This window comes from Chryseobacterium viscerum, from assembly GCF_002899945.2.
Taxonomy (GTDB): domain Bacteria; phylum Bacteroidota; class Bacteroidia; order Flavobacteriales; family Weeksellaceae; genus Chryseobacterium; species Chryseobacterium viscerum.
In genome coordinates, this window is sequence record NZ_PPEG02000001.1 from 422,260 (window position 1) to 447,270 (window position 25,011).

20 protein-coding genes are annotated in these 25,011 nt (G+C 37.6%); 13 read left to right on the top strand and 7 right to left on the bottom strand.

What is annotated here, in order from left to right:
* Positions 1-44 precede the first annotated feature (44 nt).
* Positions 45-677 (bottom strand): NAD(P)H-dependent oxidoreductase, encoded by a 633-nt coding sequence (locus C1634_RS01915; RefSeq protein ID WP_109737821.1) that lies wholly within the window; start codon positions 675-677, stop codon positions 45-47.
* Between the two features lie 220 nt (positions 678-897).
* On the opposite strand from C1634_RS01915, the gene C1634_RS01920 reads away from it, so the two are divergent.
* Complete coding sequence (locus tag C1634_RS01920; RefSeq protein ID WP_103235433.1) at positions 898-1,023, top strand: GNAT family acetyltransferase; 126 nt, start codon at positions 898-900, stop codon at positions 1,021-1,023.
* A gap of 54 nt (positions 1,024-1,077) precedes the next feature.
* Here C1634_RS01920 and C1634_RS01925 read toward each other — a convergent pair whose 3' ends face one another.
* From C1634_RS01925 to C1634_RS01945, 5 genes are all read right to left on the bottom strand, one after another.
* The gene (locus C1634_RS01925) at positions 1,078-2,298 is read right to left on the bottom strand and encodes an aminotransferase class V-fold PLP-dependent enzyme (protein ID WP_103235431.1); all 1,221 of its coding nucleotides are present in this window, start codon (positions 2,296-2,298) and stop codon (positions 1,078-1,080) included.
* A gap of 257 nt (positions 2,299-2,555) precedes the next feature.
* Positions 2,556-3,200 carry a 50S ribosomal protein L25/general stress protein Ctc gene (locus C1634_RS01930; protein ID WP_103235430.1) on the bottom strand — a complete coding sequence of 215 codons (645 nt, stop codon included), beginning with the start codon at positions 3,198-3,200 and terminating at the stop codon, positions 2,556-2,558.
* A gap of 55 nt (positions 3,201-3,255) precedes the next feature.
* The gene (locus tag C1634_RS01935; RefSeq protein ID WP_109737822.1) at positions 3,256-4,194 is read right to left on the bottom strand and encodes a ribose-phosphate pyrophosphokinase; all 939 of its coding nucleotides are present in this window, start codon (positions 4,192-4,194) and stop codon (positions 3,256-3,258) included.
* 85 nt (positions 4,195-4,279) lie between these two features.
* The gene (locus tag C1634_RS01940; protein WP_103232303.1) at positions 4,280-5,842 is read right to left on the bottom strand and encodes an SGNH/GDSL hydrolase family protein; all 1,563 of its coding nucleotides are present in this window, start codon (positions 5,840-5,842) and stop codon (positions 4,280-4,282) included.
* A gap of 12 nt (positions 5,843-5,854) precedes the next feature.
* Positions 5,855-7,093, bottom strand: a complete 1,239-nt coding sequence (locus C1634_RS01945; RefSeq protein WP_103232302.1) for an OmpP1/FadL family transporter — start codon at positions 7,091-7,093, stop codon at positions 5,855-5,857.
* 468 nt (positions 7,094-7,561) lie between these two features.
* Here C1634_RS01945 and C1634_RS01950 point away from each other — a divergent pair, with 468 nt between their 5' ends.
* The 6 genes from C1634_RS01950 (at position 7,562) to C1634_RS01975 (ending at position 15,717) form a co-directional block, all read left to right on the top strand.
* Positions 7,562-8,959 (top strand): PSP1 domain-containing protein, encoded by a 1,398-nt coding sequence (locus C1634_RS01950; protein ID WP_109737823.1) that lies wholly within the window; start codon positions 7,562-7,564, stop codon positions 8,957-8,959.
* Positions 8,952-9,416 (top strand): gliding motility lipoprotein GldH, encoded by a 465-nt coding sequence (locus C1634_RS01955; RefSeq protein ID WP_103232300.1) that lies wholly within the window; start codon positions 8,952-8,954, stop codon positions 9,414-9,416. Before C1634_RS01950 ends, C1634_RS01955 begins: the two co-directional genes overlap by 8 nt.
* Before the next feature lie 6 nt (positions 9,417-9,422).
* Positions 9,423-11,801 (top strand): transglycosylase domain-containing protein, encoded by a 2,379-nt coding sequence (locus C1634_RS01960; protein ID WP_109737824.1) that lies wholly within the window; start codon positions 9,423-9,425, stop codon positions 11,799-11,801.
* 75 nt (positions 11,802-11,876) lie between these two features.
* Entirely contained in the window at positions 11,877-13,418 is a 1,542-nt protein-coding gene (locus C1634_RS01965) for a protein adenylyltransferase SelO (protein WP_109737825.1), read from the top strand.
* Positions 13,419-13,501: 83 nt separating this feature from the next.
* Positions 13,502-14,365 (top strand): T9SS type A sorting domain-containing protein, encoded by an 864-nt coding sequence (locus C1634_RS01970; RefSeq protein ID WP_103232297.1) that lies wholly within the window; start codon positions 13,502-13,504, stop codon positions 14,363-14,365.
* A 74-nt stretch (positions 14,366-14,439) separates the two neighbouring features.
* The gene (locus C1634_RS01975) at positions 14,440-15,717 is read left to right on the top strand and encodes a DUF6080 domain-containing protein (RefSeq protein ID WP_228409936.1); all 1,278 of its coding nucleotides are present in this window, start codon (positions 14,440-14,442) and stop codon (positions 15,715-15,717) included.
* A gap of 52 nt (positions 15,718-15,769) precedes the next feature.
* On the opposite strand, the gene C1634_RS01980 is transcribed toward C1634_RS01975, so the two are convergent.
* Positions 15,770-16,327 (bottom strand): sporulation protein, encoded by a 558-nt coding sequence (locus tag C1634_RS01980; RefSeq protein ID WP_103232296.1) that lies wholly within the window; start codon positions 16,325-16,327, stop codon positions 15,770-15,772.
* A 184-nt stretch (positions 16,328-16,511) separates the two neighbouring features.
* Between C1634_RS01980 and C1634_RS01985 the strand changes: the two genes are divergently transcribed.
* The 6 genes from C1634_RS01985 to C1634_RS02010 are packed head-to-tail and all read left to right on the top strand — an operon-like array spanning position 16,512 to position 24,921.
* Positions 16,512-17,870 carry a c-type cytochrome gene (locus C1634_RS01985; RefSeq protein WP_103232295.1) on the top strand — a complete coding sequence of 453 codons (1,359 nt, stop codon included), beginning with the start codon at positions 16,512-16,514 and terminating at the stop codon, positions 17,868-17,870.
* A gap of 23 nt (positions 17,871-17,893) precedes the next feature.
* On the top strand, positions 17,894-20,959 hold the full coding sequence (locus C1634_RS01990; protein ID WP_103232294.1) for a TAT-variant-translocated molybdopterin oxidoreductase: 3,066 nt from the start codon (positions 17,894-17,896) through the stop codon (positions 20,957-20,959).
* Between the two features lie 25 nt (positions 20,960-20,984).
* Positions 20,985-22,382: an NrfD/PsrC family molybdoenzyme membrane anchor subunit gene (gene nrfD, locus C1634_RS01995; RefSeq protein WP_034724187.1), complete on the top strand. Its 1,398-nt coding sequence runs from the start codon at positions 20,985-20,987 to the stop codon at positions 22,380-22,382.
* Complete coding sequence (locus C1634_RS02000; RefSeq protein WP_047398786.1) at positions 22,369-22,890, top strand: DUF3341 domain-containing protein; 522 nt, start codon at positions 22,369-22,371, stop codon at positions 22,888-22,890. Before nrfD ends, C1634_RS02000 begins: the two co-directional genes overlap by 14 nt.
* Before the next feature lies 1 nt (position 22,891).
* Positions 22,892-23,581, top strand: a complete 690-nt coding sequence (locus tag C1634_RS02005; RefSeq protein ID WP_103232293.1) for a c-type cytochrome — start codon at positions 22,892-22,894, stop codon at positions 23,579-23,581.
* 8 nt (positions 23,582-23,589) lie between these two features.
* Positions 23,590-24,921 carry a quinol:cytochrome C oxidoreductase gene (locus C1634_RS02010; RefSeq protein ID WP_103232292.1) on the top strand — a complete coding sequence of 444 codons (1,332 nt, stop codon included), beginning with the start codon at positions 23,590-23,592 and terminating at the stop codon, positions 24,919-24,921.
* The last annotated feature ends 90 nt before the right edge of the window (positions 24,922-25,011 follow it).

Genomic DNA, 25,011 nt, shown 5'->3' on the forward strand with positions numbered 1-25,011 from the left:
TTCAAAATAATTGAGAGGGATTTTTTATAAGAAAAAATGAGTAATTAATTCACTTCGGTAATAAAAGCTTCTTTAGGTTTTCTCACTTTCGTAAGATTTACCAACCAGTCTGATTCCGTATTTCTGTACCCGATTGGTAACAGCAAAACACTTTTCAACCCTTTTTCTTTTAAGTTTAGTATTTCATCTACTGCATCCGGTGAAAACCCTTCCATGGGTGTAGAATCTACTTCTTCAAAAGCAGCTGCGATAATGGCAGCCCCGAAGGAAATATAAGCCTGTTTTGCAGCGTGGGTAAAGTTTTCTTCAGCAGATCTTTGAGGATATGTTCCCAGCAGCATTTGTCTGTAGTTTTCCCAGCCTTCATTTTTAAAGCCTCTAATTTCATTCGTAAGATCAAACATACTGTTAATTCTTTCTTCTGTATAATTATCCCAGGCAGCAAATACCAAAAGATGTGAACAGTCTGTGACCTGTGGCTGATTCCATGCATGAGGCTTAATTTGCTCTTTCACCTCCTGATTAGTGATCACAATGATCTCAAAAGGCTGAAGCCCGCTGGATGTGGGTGCCAGTCTTGCAGCTTCTAATATTTTATCCACTTTTTCCTGTGGTACTTTTTGACCGTTCATTGCTTTGGTTGCAAATCTCCAGTTCAGTTTTTCTATTAATTCCATTAAATTAAATTTAGACTAAGGCAAAATTACTCCAAGAAGAAAGACGAGCAGATATAAAAATTCCTATCTCAGAGATTGTCAAAGTCTATTATTTACAGACTGGTTCGTAATATGCTATGAATTAAACTCATAAACTCGTCAAAATTTGGAGGATTTATGAGTTTTCCCGTGATATTTTTAATTATCTTCATGTCACCAATAACATTTTAAATCATTGAATATGAAAAAATTAAACAAAGACAAAATGAAAAGTATTATGGCTGGAGGAGAAATCTGCCTTGAATGCGCCATTGGATATTATCAGGTTATTATTAATGGCAGATGTCATTGTATTCCATGGGAATAAAAAAAGCAGCTTAATAGCTGCTTTTTAATTTATATAATAAAGAATATTGTATGATTAGCTCAACATTCTTTGTGCTTTCTTAACTCCTTCTACCAGGCTGTCAATTTCCTCGAAAGTATTATAAACAGCAAAACTAGCTCTTACCGTTCCTGCAATATTAAAGAAGTTCATGATAGGCTGTGTACAGTGATGTCCTGTTCTTACGGCAATACCCATTTTATCAAGGATCATTCCTACATCAGACGCAATCCCTACTCCTTCCAGATTAAAGGAAACCACCCCTGTTCTTTTTGCTTTTTCACCATAGATTTTAATTCCTTCTATTTCCAAAAGCTGTTTCTGGGCATATTCCAGTAAAGCATTCTCATGATTCTGAATATTAGCATGGCCTACTTTGTTCATAAAATCAACAGCAGCTCCTAAAGCAATATTTCCTCCTACATTCGGTGTTCCTGCTTCATATTTAAATGGAAGGCCTGCATACGTAGTTCCTTCGAAAGAACATGTTGCAATCATCTCCCCTCCTCCATGAAAAGGCGGCAGGGCTTCTAATATCTCACGTTTTCCATATAAAATACCCGTTCCCATCGGAGCATACATTTTATGACCTGAGAATACAAAGAAGTCACAATCCAGCTTCTGAACATCAATATTGAAATGCGGTGCAGATTGAGCTCCATCAATAACAATATAGGCATCCGTATTTTTTCTTGTTTTAGCAATAATCTCCTCAATAGGATTCACAATTCCCAATGCATTGGAAACCTGGTTTACAGAAACAACTTTAGTCTTTTCACTTAAAAACTGATCAAAATGGTCCATTTGAAGGATTCCATTTTCATCAATCGGGATCACGCGAAGTTTGGCTCCTGTTCTTTCGCAAAGCATCTGCCAGGGAACAATATTAGAATGGTGCTCAAGATATGAAATAATGATCTCATCATCTTTTTGCAGTTTCTGTGTCAAAATATAAGCGATAAGGTTCAGCCCTTCTGTTGTTCCTTTTGTAAAAATCACTTCAAAATCATGCTCAGCATTGATGAATTTCTGAATCTTTCTTCTTGAAAGTTCCATTTCTTCTGTTGCCAGCTGGCTCAGGGTATGAATCCCTCTGTGAACATTCGCATTAAGTTCTGTATAATATGTGTGACAGACATCCAAAACTGAATTTGGCTTTTGAGATGTAGCTGCATTATCCAGATAAACCAAAGGCTTACCATTCACTTCTCTGTTCAATATAGAAAACTGACTTCTTATTTCCTGAATGTCAAACATTTATTTATTTTTTAAATTAAAACGCCCTTATTTAGAACACTTCAAATTTACGGTTTTTTTTCTGAAAGAAGGCATGGGGTTGTATGCTGATACTTGTCAGCTGATAGAAATATTCGATGGTTTGTGGTGGACAAAAACAATGAGATAAGGGAAGCTGAGAAGGATGAAAGTAAAATTTCATTTATTTATCTTTCAACTACCCAAATAAAAAACCCGCCAAAATTGACGGGTTCTTATATTGTTTAAATAAGCAATTCTTATTCTGCTGCAGTTTCTGCTGCTTCAGGAGCTGCACCTTCTTCAGTTGCAACTTCTTCTTCATCTTCATCATCTTCCTGTGCTGCACCACCTTTCATTGCATTTCTAGACATCTTAACAGCAACTACTACTGCGTTGTCAGGGTGAACGAAAGAATATCCTACTGTTTTGATGCTACCGATGTAAAGTTTGTTACCGATTCTTAATGGAGTAACGTCTACAACGACTTCATCTGGCAAGTTAGCAGGAATAGCTTTTACTTTTAGCTTTCTGAAAGACTGACGTAAAACACCACCAGCTACAACACCTTTAGAACGTCCAACAAGTCTTACTGGAACTTCCATAACAACTGGCTTATCGTCAGATAGTTGGTAGAAGTCTGCGTGAAGAATTTTGTCAGTGATTGGGTGAAACTGAATATCTTGAAGAACTGCTGGAATTGTTTGACCATCAACTTCAATAGATACCGTGTGTGCTTCAGGAGTGTATACTAACCCTTTGAAAGCTCTCTCTTCAGCAGAGAAGTTCAATGGTGCACCACCTCCATAAACAACACAAGGAACTAATTCAGCATCACGTAAAGCTTTTGTAGACTTTTTGCCCACGCTTTCTCTTTTTGTACCTTGAATTGTAATAGATTTCATTTATAAAAATTTAAAAAATTGTTCTAATTATAATTTGCAATTCACTTAAAATCAATTAAATAACAAACTTGCTGCTAATTGATTTGTGCTCATGAACCATTGTCATAACATCTGCAAATAATGGGGCGCAAGATAGCACTTTTATTTTAGATGACAAATTATTTTTAACAGGAATTGAGTCAGTTACAATAACTTCCAAGAGTTTTGAGTTCTCAATATTATCGTAAGCCTTTCCTGAAAGCACTCCGTGAGTTGCCATTGCCCTTACTGTTTTTGCTCCTTTTTCAATTAAGATTTCTGCTGCCTTGCAAAGCGTACCTGCAGTATCAATCATGTCATCGATAAGGATTACATTTTTACCTGTCACGTCTCCGATAAGGAACATTTCTTCTACAACGTTTGCTTTTTTTCTTTCCTTATAAGCAATTACTACTTCAGCACCCAGGTGACCAGCGTAGTTTTTAGCTCTTTTTGCACCCCCCATATCCGGAGAAGCAATGGTAAGATTATCAAGATTCAATGATCTGATATAATCTACAAAAATACTTGAAGCATACAGGTGATCTACCGGAATTTCGAAGAATCCTTGAATCTGATCTGCGTGAAGATCCATTGTCATCACTCGTGTTGCTCCCGCTGCTGTAAGAAGGTTGGCAACTAACTTAGCACCGATCGGCGCTCTTGGTTTGTCTTTTCTGTCCTGTCTGGCAAGTCCGAAGTAAGGAATTACAACGGTAATGCTCTTTGCAGAAGCTCTTTTCGCTGCATCAATCATTAGAAGAAGCTCTAAAAGATTGTCTGCAGGAGGGAATGTAGATCCGATTAGGAAAACTCTTCCTCCTCTTACAGATTCGTCCAAAACAGGCTCAAATTCCCCGTCGCTGAACTCCTGAAAGTTGATTTTCCCTAATTCTTTCCCATAATTCTGGGCAATTTTCTCTGCCAAGTCCCTGCTGGTTCTTGTACAAAATAGATAACTTAACTGATCGGCCATTTTTACTTTTTAAAAGATTTTGCAAATTTAAAAAAAAACCACAAGATTTACTCTTGTGGTTTCTAAGTTTTTATTTTATCAATTATTAAGGGAACTTAACTCCTGAATATTTGTTCGGATCTACCTGTGGAAGTGTAGATTTATATTTAGCATTGATAGACTTAATAAATTCATTAGCAACAATACCATATCCACGTCCTGTAAGGTGAACTCCATCTAAAGAGAAAGCTCCTCCGGTTACAAATTTCGCAGTATATTTCACACCGTCATATGAAATACCAGATTGCGCGTTCAGTTCCAGCATTTTAGAACCTGCATCTACAAAAGCCAATCCATAAGAGTCAGCAAGTGATTTTATAGATGTATTATATGCCGTAGTAGCAGTTTTCACATAGCCAGCTTCTGTTTTTGTTAAAACATGTTGGTTTTGTAATGGATAAGAAATACCATAAATATTTACCGGAGCCGGAACCCCTGCTGCAGTACTTCCAATCACAGAACTCGTAGTAAGCAAGATATAATCATCTGCAGTAGCCTGTCTAGCCTGTCCAAAGATTTGTCCAAAAGCTGTTGCTGTAGGCAATCCTAAAGAAGGAGTCAAAGCAGCAGTAAGCTGAGCTGACAGATCCGTAAGAGCAACATCTTTAATTAAAACTGGATTTGGTCCGGATGCAGAAAGTAAATTAATTCTATCTCCAGCACCAAAAGCGGTAAGTGCCTGCTTCAAAGGACCGTATAAACTTGTATTAAGAGTTGTCAGGTTCGAACCTAAAAGAGCGGGCGTCAAAGGGTTATAAGGTACCGTTGTAAAGAAAGGAACGGAAGTAACAGAAGGAATATTAGCAATAACACCTTTTGTTGTTCCTACACTTTTAAGGCCATCCAAAACGGCTTTAATAGATCCAGCCAAAAGCGCAGGATCAGAAATATCATTTGATTTATAAGTCGTAGGATTTGTATTTCCCGTCTGAACAGTAGCAGCAGTATAAGTTGTAACTCCTCCTACAGTCTGAGAGTTTGTACCTCCATTGGTAGCATATGATAATACATCATTATTTCCTATCCAAAGAGAAAAGAATGTGGCCTTCTGAGCCATAGCATCAGCCAATACGCTTGTTGTAGCAGAAGAAGCAAACCTCACAAAATAAGGATTAGCCGTTCCTGTAGCAAGACCTGCCTGGCTGCCATATCCAGGCGCCACCAGGTGGAAAGATTTTGCACCAGGCACACCCATATTATTATAAGTTCCTCCACCAGATAATACATCTAATGCCCCTGCCGGACCACTTGCCACTGGAGACAAAGATCCATTAACCACCTGAAGATTTAATTTTCCAGGAAATCCAGGAAGATTATTGAAACCTCCTACATCATTAGGCATTAACGGTTGTTTAAAATCTCCTCCTCCTGCAAGTCTCATTTGTCCTGCAATCATACTTGGATAAGATTCATTTTGGCCACTGCTGTATAATGCTCCATCACGATATCCGGAAGTAAGTGAATTCCCCAGTGAAATATATTTTGTAAAATCTGCATCACCTTTTGTTACCTGGATATCTTTTACATCCGTATCGAAATCCGTATTACAGCTCGTTACTGTAAAAAGAAGTGCAGAAACTGCAATTGTCGATATTATAATTTTTTTCATAGTCTTCTAAAATTAAAAAGGATTATAAGATAAACCTAGACCCAAGTAGAACGCTGTTGCTTTCGATTGTCCGTAGAAACCTAGGGTAGCGTTATTTACATTTCTGTATTGAGGCATTGCATATCCTCCTGCGATATCAATTCCAAACTGCTTCAATTTGATACCTATACCTCCTGTTACAACGTAAGTATCATATGAAGGTGTTTCCGGAATAAAGTTATCTGTAGTATAAGGCGCTTCATCATAATAAGCTCCCAAACGTCCGTAAATCATATTTGTGAAGGCATATTGAGTCCCCAATCTGAATGTTTTGGAGTTTTTGAAGTTCTTAGGACTTGTAAGAATAGTAGGATCCGATGGATTATTCCCGATAGGTGCATTCTCGAAATCTAAAGTAAGTTTGCTGTATCTTTCCCATCCGTGATAGTTAAAGTCTGCAGAAACCTGCCATTTCGGTGTTACTCTATATGTCAAACCAACTGTATATTCTTCAACAAGAGGAAGAACTGCTGAGAAGCCATCCTGTCCTGCTGCGTTCAACTTCAGCTGTGTATAAATAGATTGAGACGGGAATTGGAATGTAGCGGTACCGTTCTTCGCTTTCATATCTATTGCAGAGCGGTAAGCAATACTCACGTCTAATTTTGGATCAGGTCTGAAATAGAAACCGAAACCATATCCATGTCCGCTTGCTTTTTTATCGTTGATATTCACCTGCCCACCGAATTGTGTTACAGCTTTATCCCAATCTACAACTCCTTTTGCATAAATATAACTTGCACCAAAAGATACCCAAGGGGCAAGTTTCACAGAAACCATCGGCTGGAAGTAAAAACTCTTCAGTTCAAGTTTCTGAACCATTTCTTTACCTTCCCAGTTTTCCGGCCACTTAATTGTGCTTCCAAAAGGTGTTGTAACACTAAGACCCACTGTTAGTTTTTCTATTGGTCTATAAGTAATCGCAGCATAGAAAGGAGTTCCTACAGGGTTATCTGTTTCTGTACTTTGTAAAGTATTGAAGTTTTGAAAAGTAACCTTGTTACTTGCAGCAAAACCTCCAGCCACTACACTCAGTTTGGAAGGGATAAATGACATACCCGCAGGGTTAAAGAATGTCACACTCGCGTCTTCGGCATGAGCACTAGTATGCGCCATTGCCAATTGTTTCACCCCTTGCAGGGAAACTCTGAAGCCTCCTGCGTAAGATAGAACTCCCGCCAATAAAGCAGTTGATACTAATATTTTTTTCATAGACTATTATATATAAGTCAAATATAAAATTATTTTGAATACGTCTGTTAATATTTCCTAATATTTTAAACAATATCTTAAAAGAAAACTATGTTTAAAATAACACATTGAAATAAAGTCAATACAATATTTTAATTATTAAACACTTAAGTACATTGTAAAATAATTAAAATCAAACTGTTTAATTTTAAACAATTGTTTAATTATAAAGTAATCTTGCTCCAAAAAAATAAAGCAGGAGGGCAAATAATAATAAATGTTAATTTAAAAAAGGAGTCAGATAAAAGATATTATTTTTTTTAAATCTTCTCCTTTTATCCCTTCTATGACATCCTTATTCCAGTTTCGAGCTCTTATTCTTACTTAAAATACTTAAATGTTTTATGGCGAATTCAGGTTATTTAAGTATTTTAGAATTGCATAAAGATAAAAATACATAAATTTGCAGATTATAAATAATAGTAATATATGAGTTGTGGATGTAAAACATCCGGCGATTCTGCACATTCTTGTGGTCCTAAAAAAACTGCAAGTGGCTGTGAAAGTGTAAATACCTGCGGGAATAGTTATAAATTAAGTGTTTTTGACTGGCTTTCTGACATCAACAATCCGGCACCTAACAGGTGTGATTTTGTGGAAGTTAGATTTAAAAATGACAGGAAATCGTTTTATAAGAATGTAAATAATATTCCTTTACATATAGGTAGCGTAATTACAGTAGAATCAAGTCCGGGACACGATGTAGGTGTTGTAAGCCTTACAGGAGAACTAGTAAAGATTCAGATGAAAAAGAAAAAATTTTCTGAAGAATCTGCACTCAAAATATACAGACAAGCCAACCAAAAGGATCTTGAGGTATGGCAGGAAGCAAGAAAAAAAGAAGAGGGTGTAAAACTTGAAGCAAGAAAAATTGCCCACAGATTGAACCTTGAAATGAAAGTTACTGATGTGGAATATCAGGGTGATTCTTCAAAGATCACTTTTTATTACACGGCTGATAACCGAATAGACTTCAGACAGCTAATCAAAGATTACGCTGGAACTTTCCGAACTAAAATCGATATGAAACAAATCGGTTTCAGACAGGAAGCCGCAAAAGTAGGCGGAATAGGATCTTGTGGACGTGAGCTTTGCTGCTCTACATGGCTTACAGATTTCAGATCTGTAAACACCAATGTTGCAAGATATCAGCAGTTGAGTATTAACCCTCAAAAGCTAGCCGGGCAATGTGGAAAGCTGAAATGTTGTCTTAACTATGAGCTTGACAGTTATTTGGATGCGTTGAGCAATTTCCCATCTTCTTCAACAATGTTGGAGACAGAGAAAGGAAAAGCATTCTGTATCAAAATTGATGTTTTCAAAAAGAAAATGTGGTTTGCCTACGTAGATAGTTCTATGGCATGGTATGATTTTGACATTGATCTTGTGAAAAAGCTGATTGCAAAAAACAAAAGAGGAGAAAGAATACTTCCTCTGGAAGACCTGAAACAGCCGGAACCTTCTACTCACAATATTGACCTTATCCAGGAAAATAATGTGGATCGTTTTGAGAAGAAGAACAGAGGAAACAGGAACAGAAACAACCAGAATAAGCAAAATAACAATCAGCAGGCACCGTCAGGACAAGGACAAGGGCAAAAAAGAACCAGACCGGAGAGACAAGAAAGACCGGAAAGATCTGATAAAGCTGAAAATCCAAATACTCAGTCTGGAAACCAGCCTAGACCACAAAAACAACATCCACAGCAAAAAGGACCTGTGGAAAAAGTAGAAGGCAATTCTGACGCTGACAATAAGCCACAAAACAATCCGAACAAGAAGAAATTCAAAAAGAAATTTCCCCCAAAAAAAGATAAAGATGCGTAAAATTTTAGGATTATTTTCCCTTATCCTTTTCTTTAGCTGTAACTCTTCCTCAGGAGGAGATGTTATCATGAATTCCGTTGATAGTAAATGGAATAAGAAAAGTGAGCAAAAATTTAATCTTGAAATTTCAGATCCGCAGAATCCTAAAAATATTATATTTGTCGTAAGAAACAACAATAGTTATCCTTACAGCAATATAAGGTTCATTGTAAATTTCACCAATCTCCAAAACAAAAAAAAGGAAACCGATACCTTGAATTATGTATTGGCAAAACCAAACGGAGAATGGCTTGGTACAGGCTTTGGTGATACAAAGGAAACATTGTTTCAGTATAAATTAAATTATAAATTTCCGGGAAAAGGAAAATATGAAATCGGCTTGACTCAGGCGATGAGAAACGATAACCTTCCGGGAATTGAGGATATTGGGGTAAAAATAGAAACGGCTAAACCGTAACCATAAATGGAAGAAAACAAAAAAAATGCAGGAAATAAGGGGAAAACATTTCCTCTGCCTCCCAAAAAAAAGAAAGATACCTCCTGGAGAAAATGGGTTTCATTTATTTGGATTGGACTCATTGCAGTAGTGCTGGGAATTTCGGGGCTTTTCTTTGCGGTTTCCCAAGGATTCGTTGGGGAAATGCCTGATGTAAAAGAACTGGAGAACCCAGATATCTTTGTCGCTTCTGAAATTATTTCTTCAGATGGAGTCACTTTAGGTAAATTTGAAAAAGAAAAAACGCAGCCTATCGTTTATAAGGACCTTCCTCCTTATCTTATTTATGCTCTTCAGGCTAAAGAAGATGAACGTTTCAAAGAACACTCAGGAATCGACTTATATTCCGTTGCCAGAGCTATAGCCTATGGTGGTGGACGTGGTGGTGGTTCTACCATTACCCAGCAGCTTGCAAAACTTCTTTTTACAGGGAATGCTTCTCAGAACAAATTTGAAAGAGGATTCCAGAAATTAAAAGAATGGGTTGTAGCAGTAAGTCTTGAGAAAAGATACACCAAAGAAGAGATCATCACTCTTTATTTCAATAAATTTGATTTCCTTTTCAATGCTAATGGTATCGAAATGGCTTCCAGAGTTTATTTTAACAAAAAAACTTCGGAACTCACACTACCCGAAGCTGCAACATTTGTAGCAATGCTTGAAAACCCAAGAAAAAACAATCCTTACAGATATCCTGAAAAGGCAAAAGAAAGAAGGAATGTCGTATTGGATCAGATGCAGAAGACCGGATACATTAATGCTGCTACCTATGAAAAAGCGGCCAATACTCCGATCGAAGTAGACTTCCACCCTATCAAAAGCATTACTGACGGATATTCTGCTTATTACAAGTTTTATCTGAGAAAAGAGATTGACAAATATCTTGATGCTAATGAAAAAGAAACCGGTAAGAAGCTTAACCTTTACAAAGACGGTTTAAAAATATATGTAACCCTTGATTCTAAAATGCAGAAGTATGCAGAAGAGTCTATCAAGGAACACTTAACTGATCTTCAGAAGAGATTTGATGCAGAACAGAGAGGAAGAAAAAACAGACCTTTCTATTATCTGAACGATAAACAAATCCAAAGCGTAATGCTTCAGGCCATGAAAAGAACCGGCCGATATAAGCTTTTAAAAGCTGACGGCATGCCTGAAGACTCCATTATGATGGAATTCAAGAAACCTATCAAAACTTCAAGATTCACATGGAATGGCGAAGAAGAAGTAGAAATGTCTCCTTGGGATTCTATCAGATACCACAAACAAATTGCACAGGCAGGCCTTATGTCTATGGTTCCTGGAACAGGAGAGATCAAGGCATGGGTAGGAGGTATAGATTGGCAGCACTTCCAATATGACCACATCAAGCAAGGTAAAAGACAGGTAGGATCTACCTTCAAGCCTTTTGTATATGCAACCGCTATTATGAAACTGGGAATGACTCCTTGTTCGGCTGTTTCTAACGGAACTTATGATCACAACGGATGGCATGTACCGGGAAGAGGAGGAATGCTTACTTTAAAAGATGCATTGGCACACTCTCAAAACCCTGTTGCCGCAAGACTTATTGAAATGACAGGAGTAGACGCTGTCATCCAGACCGCAAGAGATCTGGGAGTAACAGAAGATATTCCGAGAAACAATACAATCGCTCTAGGTTCATCAGACATTACGATTTACGAGATGCTAGGAGCTTATAGTACTTTTGCCAACTATGGTAACCACAACAAACCGGAAATGATCTGGAGAATTGAAGATGCCAATGGTAGAGTAATTAAGGAAGTAAACGTGGAACCAAAAGAAGTGATGAACCCAATGTATGCTTACACCATGATTGAACTGATGAAAGGGGTAGCACAGTACGGAACCGCTTCTGGAGAATTAGGAAGAAGAGGAATTTCAAAAGCGGTAGAAATTGCTGCTAAAACAGGTACAACACAGAACAACTCCGACGGATGGTTTATGGGAATCACTCCAAAATTAGCAACCGGAGCATGGGTTGGATGGGAAGACAGAGCCACTCACTTCTTCGGCACAGGTGAAGGTCAGGGTGCGAAAATGGCATTACCGATCTGGGCAATCTTCATGAAGAAAGTATGGGCAGATAAGAGTTTAGGAATAACTCCTGACGATAAATTTGTAAAACCTTCAGACTGGAAAGACGGCTGCTCAAACCTTAAAGGCTTAAGCGGAGGATATGGAGATGATGGAAGTCTTCAGACGATCGATGAGATCAAAAATCCAAGACCGGCAGATCCTACTCCTAAAAAACCTACAGAAAAGAAAGAGGACAACGTCAATGAAAACCTTCATTCCAATGATGAAGTAGATTTCAATAAATAAATTCTCTTTTAGAAATACACAAGACCTTTCAATTATTTGGAAGGTCTTTTCTTTTATAATTAATACCTTTGAAGCATGAATATCGAACGTATCAGACAGCCTTTTATTGAGAAATTTCCGGGTGATTTCTCCAACAATCCTATGCAGAGAAACACGCCAAAGGTTTTATTTGCCACCACTCAACCTGCAGGCTTTGAAAAACCTGAGCTGATTGCTTTTAATGAAGTTTTATCAGAAGAAATAGGATTGGGAAAATTTGAAGATAAGGACCTGAATTTCCTGGTAGGAAGCAACCTTCCTGAAAACGTTCAAACCTATGCTACAGCCTATGCAGGACATCAGTTTGGGAATTGGGCAGGTCAACTTGGAGACGGAAGAGCAATCCTTGCAGGTGAAATCACCAACGAAGCTGGCAAAAAGGCAGAAATTCAATGGAAGGGTGCGGGAGCCACTCCCTACTCCAGACATGCTGATGGAAGAGCCGTATTAAGATCTTCAGTACGGGAATACCTGATGAGCGAAGCCATGTATCATTTAAGAGTTCCCACAACCAGAGCACTTAGCCTGGCATTTACAGGAGAAGATGTGATGCGTGATATTATGTATAGTGGAAATCCGGAACTTGAAAAAGGCGCTGCGGTCATCAGAACGGCTGAAAGTTTTATACGCTTTGGACATTTTGAATTGATGTCTGCCCAAAGAGAATATAACACCTTACAGGATCTTGCTGATTTTACCATTGAAAACTATTTTCCGGAGATTACATCTACCGACAGCCAGAAATACAGAGACTTTTTTGAAAGGATTTGCACCCGTACTGCCAATATGATCGTGGAATGGTTCAGAGTGGGATTTGTACATGGAGTTATGAATACAGATAATATGTCTATTCTCGGACTAACTATTGATTACGGACCTTATTCTATGATGGATGAATATGATTTGAATTTCACACCCAATACAACCGATCTTCCCGGAAGAAGATATGCATTCGGAAAACAGGGACAGATTGCTCAGTGGAATCTCTGGCAGCTTGCCAATTCCCTTCATCCATTAATTAAGGATGAAAAGTTTTTAGAAGACACCCTGAATCGTTTTGGAACATATTTTTGGGAGGCCCATGATCAAATGCTTTGTGAAAAATTTGGGTTTGATCAACTTCAAAAAGAGGATGAGGAGTTCTTCACCAATTGGCAGGGATTAATGCAGGAACTTCAGCTAGACTACACCTTGTTTTTCACCCAACTGGAAAGAATAACTCCAGATACCGATATAAAAGAACACTTTAAAGATGTTTCTTATGTTGCCATTAATGAAGAAAAGCTTTTAAAACTTACCAGCTTTATAAAGGACTACGAAGAAAGGTTAAGTTTAAACTCTATTTCAAGAGAAGATTCTTTAGCGATGATGAAAAAAACAAACCCCAAGTTTATTCTTAGAAATTATCTCCTTTACGAATGTATTGAGGAGATCAGTAATGGTAAAAGAGAAATGCTTGAAAAACTCACCAAAGCATTAGAATCTCCTTATCAGGAAGTATACCCTGAGCTCTCCGTCAAAAGACCATCTGGCTATGATGATACTGCAGGATGTTCTACACTTTCATGTAGTTCTTAAAAAATCAACAACAAAAAAACACACTTATCTATTGTATTATCAACATATTAAATATTTTCACTACATTTAGAAAAATCTTTAATATGAAAAAAATTGTATTTTCTCTAGTATTAGCATCATGCTTTTACAGCAATGCTCAAACCTTGCTTTCGGAAAGTTTCGAAGGAGCGACATTCCCTCCAACAGGATGGACTAAGTCTAATACAAACGCGGCAAGAGCCTGGGATTTGACCAGCACTGTTTTTACCGGGACTTCCGCAAATTCTCTCGAGTTAAAAGCAAGATTTACGATTGCCGGAAATAATTCTGCTACTATTGACTGGGTCTCCGGAGCCAATACAGCGAATCTTGTAAGTCCGGCATTCAGTTTAGTAGGAGCTACAAGCCCCATCTTCAGCTTCAAAGTAAAAGTAGGCTGGGGATACATGATAAGCTTGAACAAAGGTAATCTGGTAGCACAGATCTCAACAGATGGAGGAACCAACTGGACTACCCTCTGGAATGAAGATAGCGAACCTGCTTTTACCGATGATGGTGACGGCAATATAGACACCGACCTTTACAACACTGTTGTTGTACAGAAAAGTCTTAGCACCTATATTGGACAAGCCAATGTAAAAGTAAGGTTCCAATATGTTGCCAATGATGCTGATGCCGTTTCAATTGATGATGTGTTGGTTGTTGCCAACGGAGTTCTCGGCACCAGTGAGATTTCAAAAACAAAGGCCCATAACCTTTCTGTTTATCCTAATCCTTCAAAAGGAGAAGTTAATATTAAGTCTGATAAAAAAATCAAATCAACATCCGTGATCGATATGTCAGGAAAAACCATTAAGGCGGGCAATACCGAAAATATAGATATCTCTTCACTTCCAAAAGGAAACTATCTATTGAAAGTAGATTTCTCAGATGGAACTTCTACCACAGAAAAAGTGATCAAACAATAACAACGTTTATACAATCTTTATACAACCACCAATTTTGGTGGTTTTTTATTTTACTTTTGCAAAAAATTTGACACGTGTCTTTTATCAAAACAAAAATCATCAGTTTCTTTAAACTTATTTTTCCTTCCACCTATACCGAGCTGGCTGTTTTCCTGTTTTTTATTACCTGTTATGGAATTTTAGGTTCCTATATTGCTATTCATTACAGAATTATATTTGACAACAGAATACCGTGGGATGCTTATTTTAGCTTTGATAACAAATCTATCCTTATGACCGGAGGAAGCTTTGAAAGACACCCACTCTCCTATTATTTTTTCAACTGGGTAAGAGAATTCTCATTATTCATTTCAGGCGGAAAAATGGATGTGAACTTCAGACTCACCCTGGCATGGCTTAGCAATATCATTATCAGCTTGAATATTGTCCAGGTTTTCAAATATTTAAAGAACATCATCTCTCTTCCACTGTGGTTAAACGTTTTGATCATTCTATTCTTTGGAACATTTTCAACCAACATCATCCTATCCTTTACTCCGGAAAATTTTACCTATACTTTATTTTTATTATCCTTATACAATCATTATGCGGCGATAAAACTAAGGAAAGAAGAAAAAACACCTGCTGCAGCCCTTTCTCTTGCAGGAATTACCATTGGAGGACTTACCATTACCAATTTTGTAAAAGTTTTTATTCCCCTTCTTTTTGAAAAAAATCTTTTCAGAGACTGGAAAAAATTCGGGAATGCCGTATTCAGAGTAGCTATAGCCACCATTTGCTTTATACTCCTTTACTTAAACAGAATAGATTTCAAATACCAGAATATCTTTTCTAAAACAAACCAGCAGTATGAAAAGTTTTCCAATGTAGAATCAATGCCGACATGGGATATGATGAGCTCATTCTTTTTCGGAGGCAATATTCTTTTCCCAGGATTCATTCTTTCGGACAAGCATAATATGAAGGGATTCCATTTCAAGGGCCTTTATATGGACGTTTATTCTTCAGTATTTCCTTACCTTTTCATAGTCATATTATTAGCCCTTATAAGTTGGAGTTATTTTAAAAATTTCAAAAATAAATGGGTTCAGGTTATCACTCTTTCATTCATTGTTGACATTGTCATTCACTGTGTTATGAGATTTGGGCTTCATACATCATACATCTATGGAGGACACTTTGTTTTTGTATATCCTCTTCTCATAGGATGGCTTTTTTATGCATACAGATCATCACCAAAAACACTGTCATTTTTAACATTGACAGTAGCCATATTGTTTGTTTATCTTCTGGCCAACAATCTATTTAGAATGTCAGAATTTTTCTGGTTTATGGAAACTTATTACCAATAAAAAAAGCCGAGAAAATTTCTCGGCTTTTTGTTTATTTTAAAAAGAATTTCTCCTATTTTGCTTCTGCACAGAAAATCCTGTACTGTACTGGTACTGCAGATTTGAAGTACTCTCTTATCTTTGAAAGATCTCCCGCAGCACTTTGTTTAGTGAAATAACTTCCCGCCAAAATTTTATAATTAGGTCTTAAAGAAGCATCCGTTTCTACTTTCAGATTGGGAAATCTTTTTCTGAAATAAGACTTCACTTCGTTGGCCTCTTCATTACTTTTTACTGTTGTAATTTGAATTTTAAATCCTAAAATTCTTGGATTTTTCTTACAAATTTCAGCATTCGTAAGTTCTCTGTTTGGAATATAAATTTTGGGAGGCTTCGTAATTGTCCCTGTAGAAATTCCACTATCAATATTCGTAATATCTTTAGAAGAATTATTGGTGACAACTTTAGAACACTTTCCTTCGATTCCTTCCAAAGCAGCATTTATTTTGGAATCCATTGTCATGACAAGCTCTGTTCCTGAAAGAGTGTCCTTCTTAACAACCTGCTGTGCTTCAATATTATAAAACCAAAACAATGATAATATCGAAAATATTTTAATCAAATTTCTCATTTAAACTTGTTTGCGCAAATTTATACAAATTAAAAAACTATACCAAACTAGTTATTTAGAATCAATACAAATTAAACGTAAATGATATTTTCCCTTTTGGATATACCGTTAAATTCCTGTTAAAAATATTATTTTTGCGGAATTGATTGAATGTTCAATAATTTACTAACATAAGATAATTTAAATGATTAGTTGGAGAAAGCATTATAAAAAAACGTTGATTGCAATAGGTTTATTGTTATCAACCAGTGCTTCATTTTACGGGCAAGACGGCGATCCTAAAAACGGAGAGAAACTTTTCAAAGCGAATTGTACTGCATGTCACGCGCTGGACAAACAAGTTGTTGGACCACCATTGAAGGGGGTTGTGGAACGAGTAAAGACAGAAGGTGGTGTAGACAAAGATTGGCTTCACAAGTGGATCAAAGACAACAAAGCTCTTAGAGCTTCTGGGGATAAATACGCCAATGAGATTTTTGAAAAGTTTAATAAGACTGAAATGCAGGTCTTTCCAAATCTTACAGATAAGGATATTGACGACATTTTAGCTTTCACGACTAATCCTCCTGCTCCGGAAGAGAAAAAGCCGGAAGCAACAACTGCAACTGACGCTGCTGCGGCAGCTCCTGCAGACAAAACTACTACAAACGTAGTAATCATTTCACTTTTAGCGATCGCAGGTTTACTGGTTTGGATCTTAGTTAAACTAAGACAATTGGTAACTTTAGGTCAGTCTGAAGAATTAGCAGGACTCAACGAAACAAGAGTTCGTTCGTTCAGTGAAATGTATGAGAAGTTCCACTTTATTGGTAAGGGCTTATTAGCTATTCTGGCTATTTTAGCAGCTTATGGAGTATGGAACTGGTTAATGTGGATCGGGGTTTATAAAGGGTACAAACCTGAACAGCCTATCTACTTCTCTCACAAGATTCACGCTGGAGAACAGAAAATTGACTGTCAGTTATGTCACTCTAGTGCTAAATACGGAAAAGTATCTGAGATTCCTTCTATGAACGTTTGTATGAACTGTCACAGAACAATTTCTGAATACAACAAAGATCACTACATGGAGCCAGGAAAAGATAAGGCTTTCTATGACGGAGAAATCCAGAAGATCTACGCTGCAACAGGTTGGGATGCTGCTAAACAACAGTACACAGGAAAAACACAACCGGTTGAATGGACAAGAATCCACAACATGCCAGATTTCGTATACTTCAACCACTCTCAGCACGTAGTAGCAGGTGAACAAGCGATCATCAATTCTTTCAACAAAAAGAATCCTAACAACAAAATTGACGTTGTATGTAAAGCTTGTCACGGTAAGATTGATACAATGAATGTTGTTCAGATGGCTAATGACTTTACTATGGGATGGTGTATTGAATGTCACAGAACGACTGAGGTTGATATGAACAACGGTTATAATAAAGAGTACTTCAAAAATCTACACGACAAGTTGAAAAAACAATATCCACAAGATGGAGGTAAGATCACTGTAGATGCAATTGGAGGTCTTGAGTGTGGTAAATGTCATTATTAATAACTAAAAAATTAGAAGTATAAATGGCTTCAAACAAAATACAATTCAGAAGTATTCATGAACTTAAAGACCCAGCTTTAAATGGTAAGCTGGCTCTTAAAGAGTTTCAGGAAGAAATTCCGGTAGAAGATTTCCTTGGAGATGCTGAACAAAACGGATCAAGTACTTCAAGAAGAGATTTCCTTAAATTATTAGGATTCTCTACAGCAGCAGTAACATTAGCTGCCTGCGAAGCTCCGGTAATCAAAACAATCCCTTACGTGGTAAAACCACATGATATTATTCCAGGGGTTCCTAACTATTACGCATCAACATATTTTGACGGTTTCGATTTCGCTAGTGTTTTAGTAAAAACCCGTGAAGGTAGACCTATCAAAATTGATCCAAACCCAGCAGCTGGTGATTTAGGAAAAACAAACGCAAGAGCTCAGGCAAGTGTACTTTCTCTTTATGATAATGATAAAGTAAAGCAGCCTAAACTAGACGGTAAAGACGAAACTTTCGATAAAGTAGATAGTTTTGTTCTTAAAGGTCTAGAAGAAGCTAAAGCGTCAGGTAAAAAGATTGTGCTTTTATCACACTCTTTTGCTTCTCCTACTTTCAAAAAGCTATTTGCTGAGTTTAAGTCTAAATATCCTACAGCAGAATTAGTAACTTATGATGCTTTCCCTTATTCTGCAGCTCTAGATGCTGCTCAGGAAGTATTCGGACAGAGAGCATTACCTGTTTATGACCTTAAAGGTTCTGAATTGGTAGTTTCTTTCCAGGCTGATTTCTTAGGGGATTATAACGCTTCAAGCTTAGAAACATCTTATGCAGCAGCTAGAAAGCCTGGTGCAAACATGTTGAGACACATCCAAGTGGAATCTAACATGTCATTAACTGGTGCTAACTCTGACTCAAGATATAGATTAAAACCAAGTGCTGTAAACAAAACTTTAGTTGAAGTTTACAACGCAATCGTAGGTGGCGGTACTACTGATAAAACTGCAACTGAAATTGCTAACGAACTTAAAGCAAAAGGAAGCAAAGCTGTTGTTTTAGCTGACGGTTCTAAAGGAGCACAGGTTTTAGCTCACTTAATCAACCAAAAATTAGGATCAGTAGCTTTCACAGGTAAAGCAAACTTCCTTAAAGAATTTGATAAAGCAAGATACCAGGAATTCTTAGGATGGGTAAATGCAGGTCAGGTTGGCGTATTAATTGCCAACAACGTAGACCCTATCTACTCTCATCCAAAAGGTGAAGATTTCAAAAAATCTTTATCAAAAGTTTCTTATGTTATTGCTGTAGCTGATAAGAAAAATGAAATGTACAAAGCAGCGAAAGCTGTAATTCCAGTGGCAAACTGGCTAGAGTCTTGGGGAGATATCGAACCACAGACTGGTGTATATTCATTAATGCAGCCTACGATCCAGAAGATCTATAAATCAAGACAGATTGAAGAATCTCTATTGGTTTGGAAGAACGGTAAAAACAATGCAGCAAATAATTACTATGATTATTTAAAAGCAAGTTCAGCTTCTATCTTAGGGGCTACTTCTTTCAACAAAGCATTGTACAACGGTATTACTACTTCTAATAATGCAACAACATTAGCTTATGCAGGTGGAAACGCTGCTCAGGCTGTTGCTGAACTAGGAAACTTCAAAGCTTCTGAATTAGAATTGGTATTATATACTAAGACTTCAATGGGAGATGGTACACAATCTAACAACCCTTGGTTGCAGGAGTTACCAGATCCATTGACAAGAATGTCTTGGGATAACTACTTAACAATTTCTCCTAAAGATGCAGAGAAATTTGCAATTGATAACGATCTTAATGCAAGAATGCAGTTGGATGGTTCTATTGTAAACCTTACTGTAAACGGAGTAACAATAAAAGATGTTCCTGTATTTATTCAACCTGGTCAGGCAGAAGGATCTGTAGGTCTTGCACTTGGTTATGGTAAGAAAAACTCAGGAGCAACTGCAGATACAGGGGTAAACGCTTATCCTTTATTTGACGGTTCTAACCTTGCTGTTTCAGGTGTTAAAATTGAAAAAACAGGAGAAGACCACGAATTCGCAGGTATCCAGCTTCAAAATACATTGATGGGTCGTTATGAAATCGCTAAAGAAGTTCCTTTGGCTGAGTTCATCTCTGTTCCTTTTGATGATGAGCACAAAGGATGGAACAAGCCTTTGGAATACCACACAATCAGTGGAGCTCTTCCAGCAAGAAAAATTGACCTTTGGGATGCTTTCGATGATACAGATGGACCTCACTTCAACTTATCGATCGACTTGAACTCTTGTACAGGTTGTGGAGCATGTGTAATTGCTTGTCAGGCTGAGAACAACGTTCCTGTAGTAGGTAAAGAAGAGGTAAGAATGTCTAGAGATATGTATTGGTTAAGAATTGACCGTTACTATTCTTCAAGACAGAAAGTAGAAGTATACGAAGGATTGAAAGAAGGAATGGCTGTACCAGAATTGTACGGTACTGCTTTCGGAGACGGAGGTGCATTGAACCACCCTGCAGACAATCCGGATGTAATCTTCCAACCAGTAATGTGTCAGCACTGTAACCACGCTCCTTGTGAAACAGTATGTCCGGTAGCGGCTACTTCACACGGTAAGCAAGGTCAAAACCATATGGCTTACAACAGATGTATCGGTACAAGATATTGTGCAAACAACTGTCCGTACAAAGTAAGACGTTTCAACTGGTTTACGTATAACCTAAACGATAAGTTCGATTTCAACATGAACAACGATTTAGGAAGAATGGTACTTAACCCAGACGTAGTTGTAAGAACTAGAGGGGTAATGGAGAAATGTTCAATGTGTATCCAAGAAACTCAGGCTACTATTTTAGCAGCTAAGAGAGAGAACAGAAAAGTAACAGATACTGAGTTCAAGAACTCTTGTGCTTGTGCTGCTGCTTGTTCTACTGGAGCAATGACTTTCGGAGACATGAATGATAAAGAGTCTGAAGTTAGAGAATTGTATTCTAGCAACAGAAGATATTATTTACTAGAGGAGATCGGAACAAAACCAAATGTGTTCTATCATACTAAAGTAAGAAACAGAGTAGAAAAATAAAGTTTAAATAATAAATAGGTAAAAAATGTCAGGACATTACGAAGCTCCGATAAGGGAACCTCTAATTATTGGTCACAAAACTTATCACGATATCACAGAAGATATTGCACGACCTATCGAAGAAAGAGCAGGTAAATTATGGTGGATCTCATTATATGCTGCGCTAGTTCTCTTTCTCTATGGATTCGGCTGTATCGCTTATACGATCGGGACAGGTATTGGAGCATGGGGGCTTAACAGAACTATTAACTGGGGTTGGGATATCACCAACTTTGTATGGTGGGTAGGTATCGGTCACGCCGGAACCTTAATCTCAGCAGTATTATTATTATTTAGACAGAGATGGAGAATGTCTGTAAACAGATCTGCAGAGGCGATGACGATCTTTGCGGTTGTACAGGCAGCAATCTTCCCTGTAATTCACATGGGTAGAGTTTGGGTTGGATACTGGGTATTCCCTTTACCAAACCAATTCGGTTCTCTTTGGGGGAACTTCAACTCTCCTCTACTTTGGGACGTATTTGCGATCTCTACGTATTTCTCAGTATCAACTGTATTCTGGTTCATGGGACTAATCCCTGACTTTGCAATGATCAGAGATAGAGCTAAAACTCCTTGGACGAAGAAAATCTATACATTCCTAGCATTCGGTTGGGGTGGTAAAGCAAAACACTGGCAGAGATTCGAAGAGCTTTCTTTGGTTCTTGCAGGTTTGGCAACTCCCCTTGTATTCTCGGTACACACAACCGTATCTTTTGACTTCGCAACTTCAGTTATTAAAGGATGGCACTCTACAATCTACCCTCCTTACTTCGTAGCTGGTGCGATCTTCTCAGGATTCGCAATGGTACAGACTCTATTGTTGATTGCTAGAAAAGTGTGTCACTTAGAAGAATATATCACAATGTATCATATCGAAATTATGAACATCGTAATCGTTCTTACAGGTGGTATGGTAACGGTAGCTTATGCTACTGAATATTTCATCGGATGGTACTCAGGATCTAGATTTGAAGATTTTACATATCTTTCTCCAGGTGCTGCAGTAGGACCTTACTGGTGGGCATTCTGGGCACTAATTACTTGTAACTTGATTGTTCCTGCATTATTCTGGTTCAAGAGAGTAAGAACAAATATTATTGCTACATTTATTATCGCGTTAATTATTAACATCGGTATGTGGTTTGAACGTTTTGATATCATCGTTATCAACCTTTCAAGAGATTACTTACCAGGATCTTGGACTATGTTTAAGCCAACGATCATTGATGTGGGTGTATATTTAGGAACAATCGGATTCTTCTCTGTATTATTCTTACTATACGCAAGAACATTCCCTGTAATTGCACAGGCTGAATTAAAATCGATTCTGAAAATTTCAGGTGAAACTTATAAAGCAAAAGAAGGAGATGAGCACCACTAAAATTGTATACGGACTTTATGCTGACGACGACGATTTAATGAACGGCGTTAAAGCATTCAACGATAAAGGAATCGCAATAAACGAGGTTTATACTCCGTTTCCGGTTCACGGACTAGACAAAGCTTTAGGGTTAAAGAAAACGAGAATTTCTGATGCTGCTTTCTTCTATGCTCTTTATGGTGTTACGATCGGTGCTACGGTTACCTGGTATGTAATGAATCATGACTGGCCTCAGAATATTGGTGGTAAACCAGCTTTTGACTGGGCTCACAATATGCCTGCATTCGTAGTTCCTATGTTTGAATTGATGGTATTCTGTGCTGCTCACATGATGTCTTTAACTTTCTTAGTTAGAAACAAAATGTATCCAGGGGCTCCAGCTCAGAACCCAGATCCAAGAACTACTGATGATAAATTCATGATGGAATTTGTAACTGAAGATGTAGAATCTGTAAAACAGTTGCTTATTGAAACTGGAGTTGAAGAAATAACTGTTAAAGACGCTTAAAATGAAAAAGAATGTATTAAAAATTACAGCAGTTTTAGGTTTAACAACAGTTTTACTTAACTCTTGCGGTCCAAAAGAAAATACACCATTGGTATACTTCCCGGATATGTATTTTCCGGTAGCTTATGATCCATTGATGAAAGCGCAGGATGCTTATTCAGATCATGAAAATGAAATTCCCGCTTTTGTTAAAAATAATGGAGCTACAGGTCTTTCTCCCGTAGAAGGATCAGTTCCTCAGAATAAGGACGGAGTTTTTGAAGAAAGTTTATTACCAAAGAATGTTGACCAGTACAACGCAGGATATGATGCTTCTAAAAAGCTTAATGCTTCTCCTCTAAACCCAGCGAATGCTGCTAAGGATATTGAAAGAGGAAAAGTATTGTTTGATCATACTTGTGCTGCATGTCACGGAACAGGAGGTGATGGACAAGGACCTATCGTACAAAGTGGAGCATTCTCCGGAGTGCCAAACTATGCTGACAGAGAAATTACTGTAGGATCTGTTCATTATGTATTAACAAACGGTAGAAATGCAATGGGATCTTATGCGGGACAATTGAACGCAGGAGACAGATGGAGAGTAGCAATGTATGTGATGAGTGCCTTCAAAAAAGGAGCAGCAGCACCGGCAGCAGCTACAGCGGCGGCACCAGCAAAAACTGAAACGACTACCGAAACTAAAAAATAAGAAAAGAAATGTATAGTTTTTCACCAAAATTAAAATCAACTTCTATAATACTTCTTGTTGTAGGTTTAGTTCTTTTCGGTATTGGTTTCTTTTTGAACAAAGGAATTTCTACTGAGAAAATAGAACAAATGATGGAAGCTGTTCATGCTTCAGGTCACGACGCTCCTACACACTCAAGTGAAATGGTGGGACCTCAGGATCACGCAGCTCATTTAGAGCATACTGAGCTTCAGGTTCACAACCAGCCATTGGCATCGCTGCACTTTGTAGCTGTCTTTTTCTTTGGAGTAAGTTGCGCTGTACTGTTTTTCTACTGTATTCAGCACGCAGCTCACGCAGGATGGCCAATTATCATCACAAGAGTAATGGAAGCCATCGCTTCTTATATTCCTTATGGAGGGGCTATCTTGATTATCATGATGATCTTAAACATCACTCATAATGGTCATTTATTCCACTGGATGGACCCTGAATTGACAAACCCGGATTCTCCGCATTTTGATGTGATCTTATTCGAAAAGAAAAGATTCTTAAATATTCCTTTCTATGCTATCAGAACGATCATTTACGTAGCAGGTGCTTCTTTCTTCGCATGGAAATTGAAAGCTCAGTCTAAAAAAGTAGATGAGACTAAATCTAAAGTTGAATATCAATTCCTTTACAGATGGGCAGTAGGATATATCGCATTCTTCGGATTTGCTTCTGCAGCTTGGGCTTGGGACTGGTTGATGTCTATTGACCCTCACTGGTATTCTACAATGTATATCTGGTATTCAATGGTTAGCTGCCTTTCAAGTGGTATTGCTGTAATCATTCTATTAAGTGTTTATCTTAAGAAAAATGGTTTCTTACCACAGTTCAATGACAACCACTTACACGATTTAGGAGTTTTCCTTTTCGCAACAAGTATGCTTTGGACATATACATGGTTTGCACAGTTCATGCTATACTGGTATGCAAACGTTCCGGAAGAGGTAAATTACTTCTTCGGAAGATTCCAACACTATGGTACTACATTCTTACCAATGCTGATTGTAAACTTCTTATTACCATTATTGGTACTAGTGAGCAGCAGCATCAAGAGAAATTACAAAGTAGTAACAGTAATGGCTGTTGTAGTTATTTTAGGTCACCTTTTAGATTACTTCAATATGGTAATGCCGGGAACGGTAGGCCCATACTGGAAAACTCCTGAAGTGTTCTTATTAATTGTTGGAGCTGTATTATTTGTTGGAGGATTGTTTATGTTTACTGTACTTTCAGCTTTATCTAAACTGAAGTTGATCCCTACAGGAAACCCTTACCTACACGAATCTGAAATTTATGAGTATCCTTTCTAAGGACTTGTAACAAAATAAAATTATAAAAGACTGATTGTTAAACAATCAGTCTTTTTTTTTGCACATTAATCACCAGGCAACCTTTCTGAA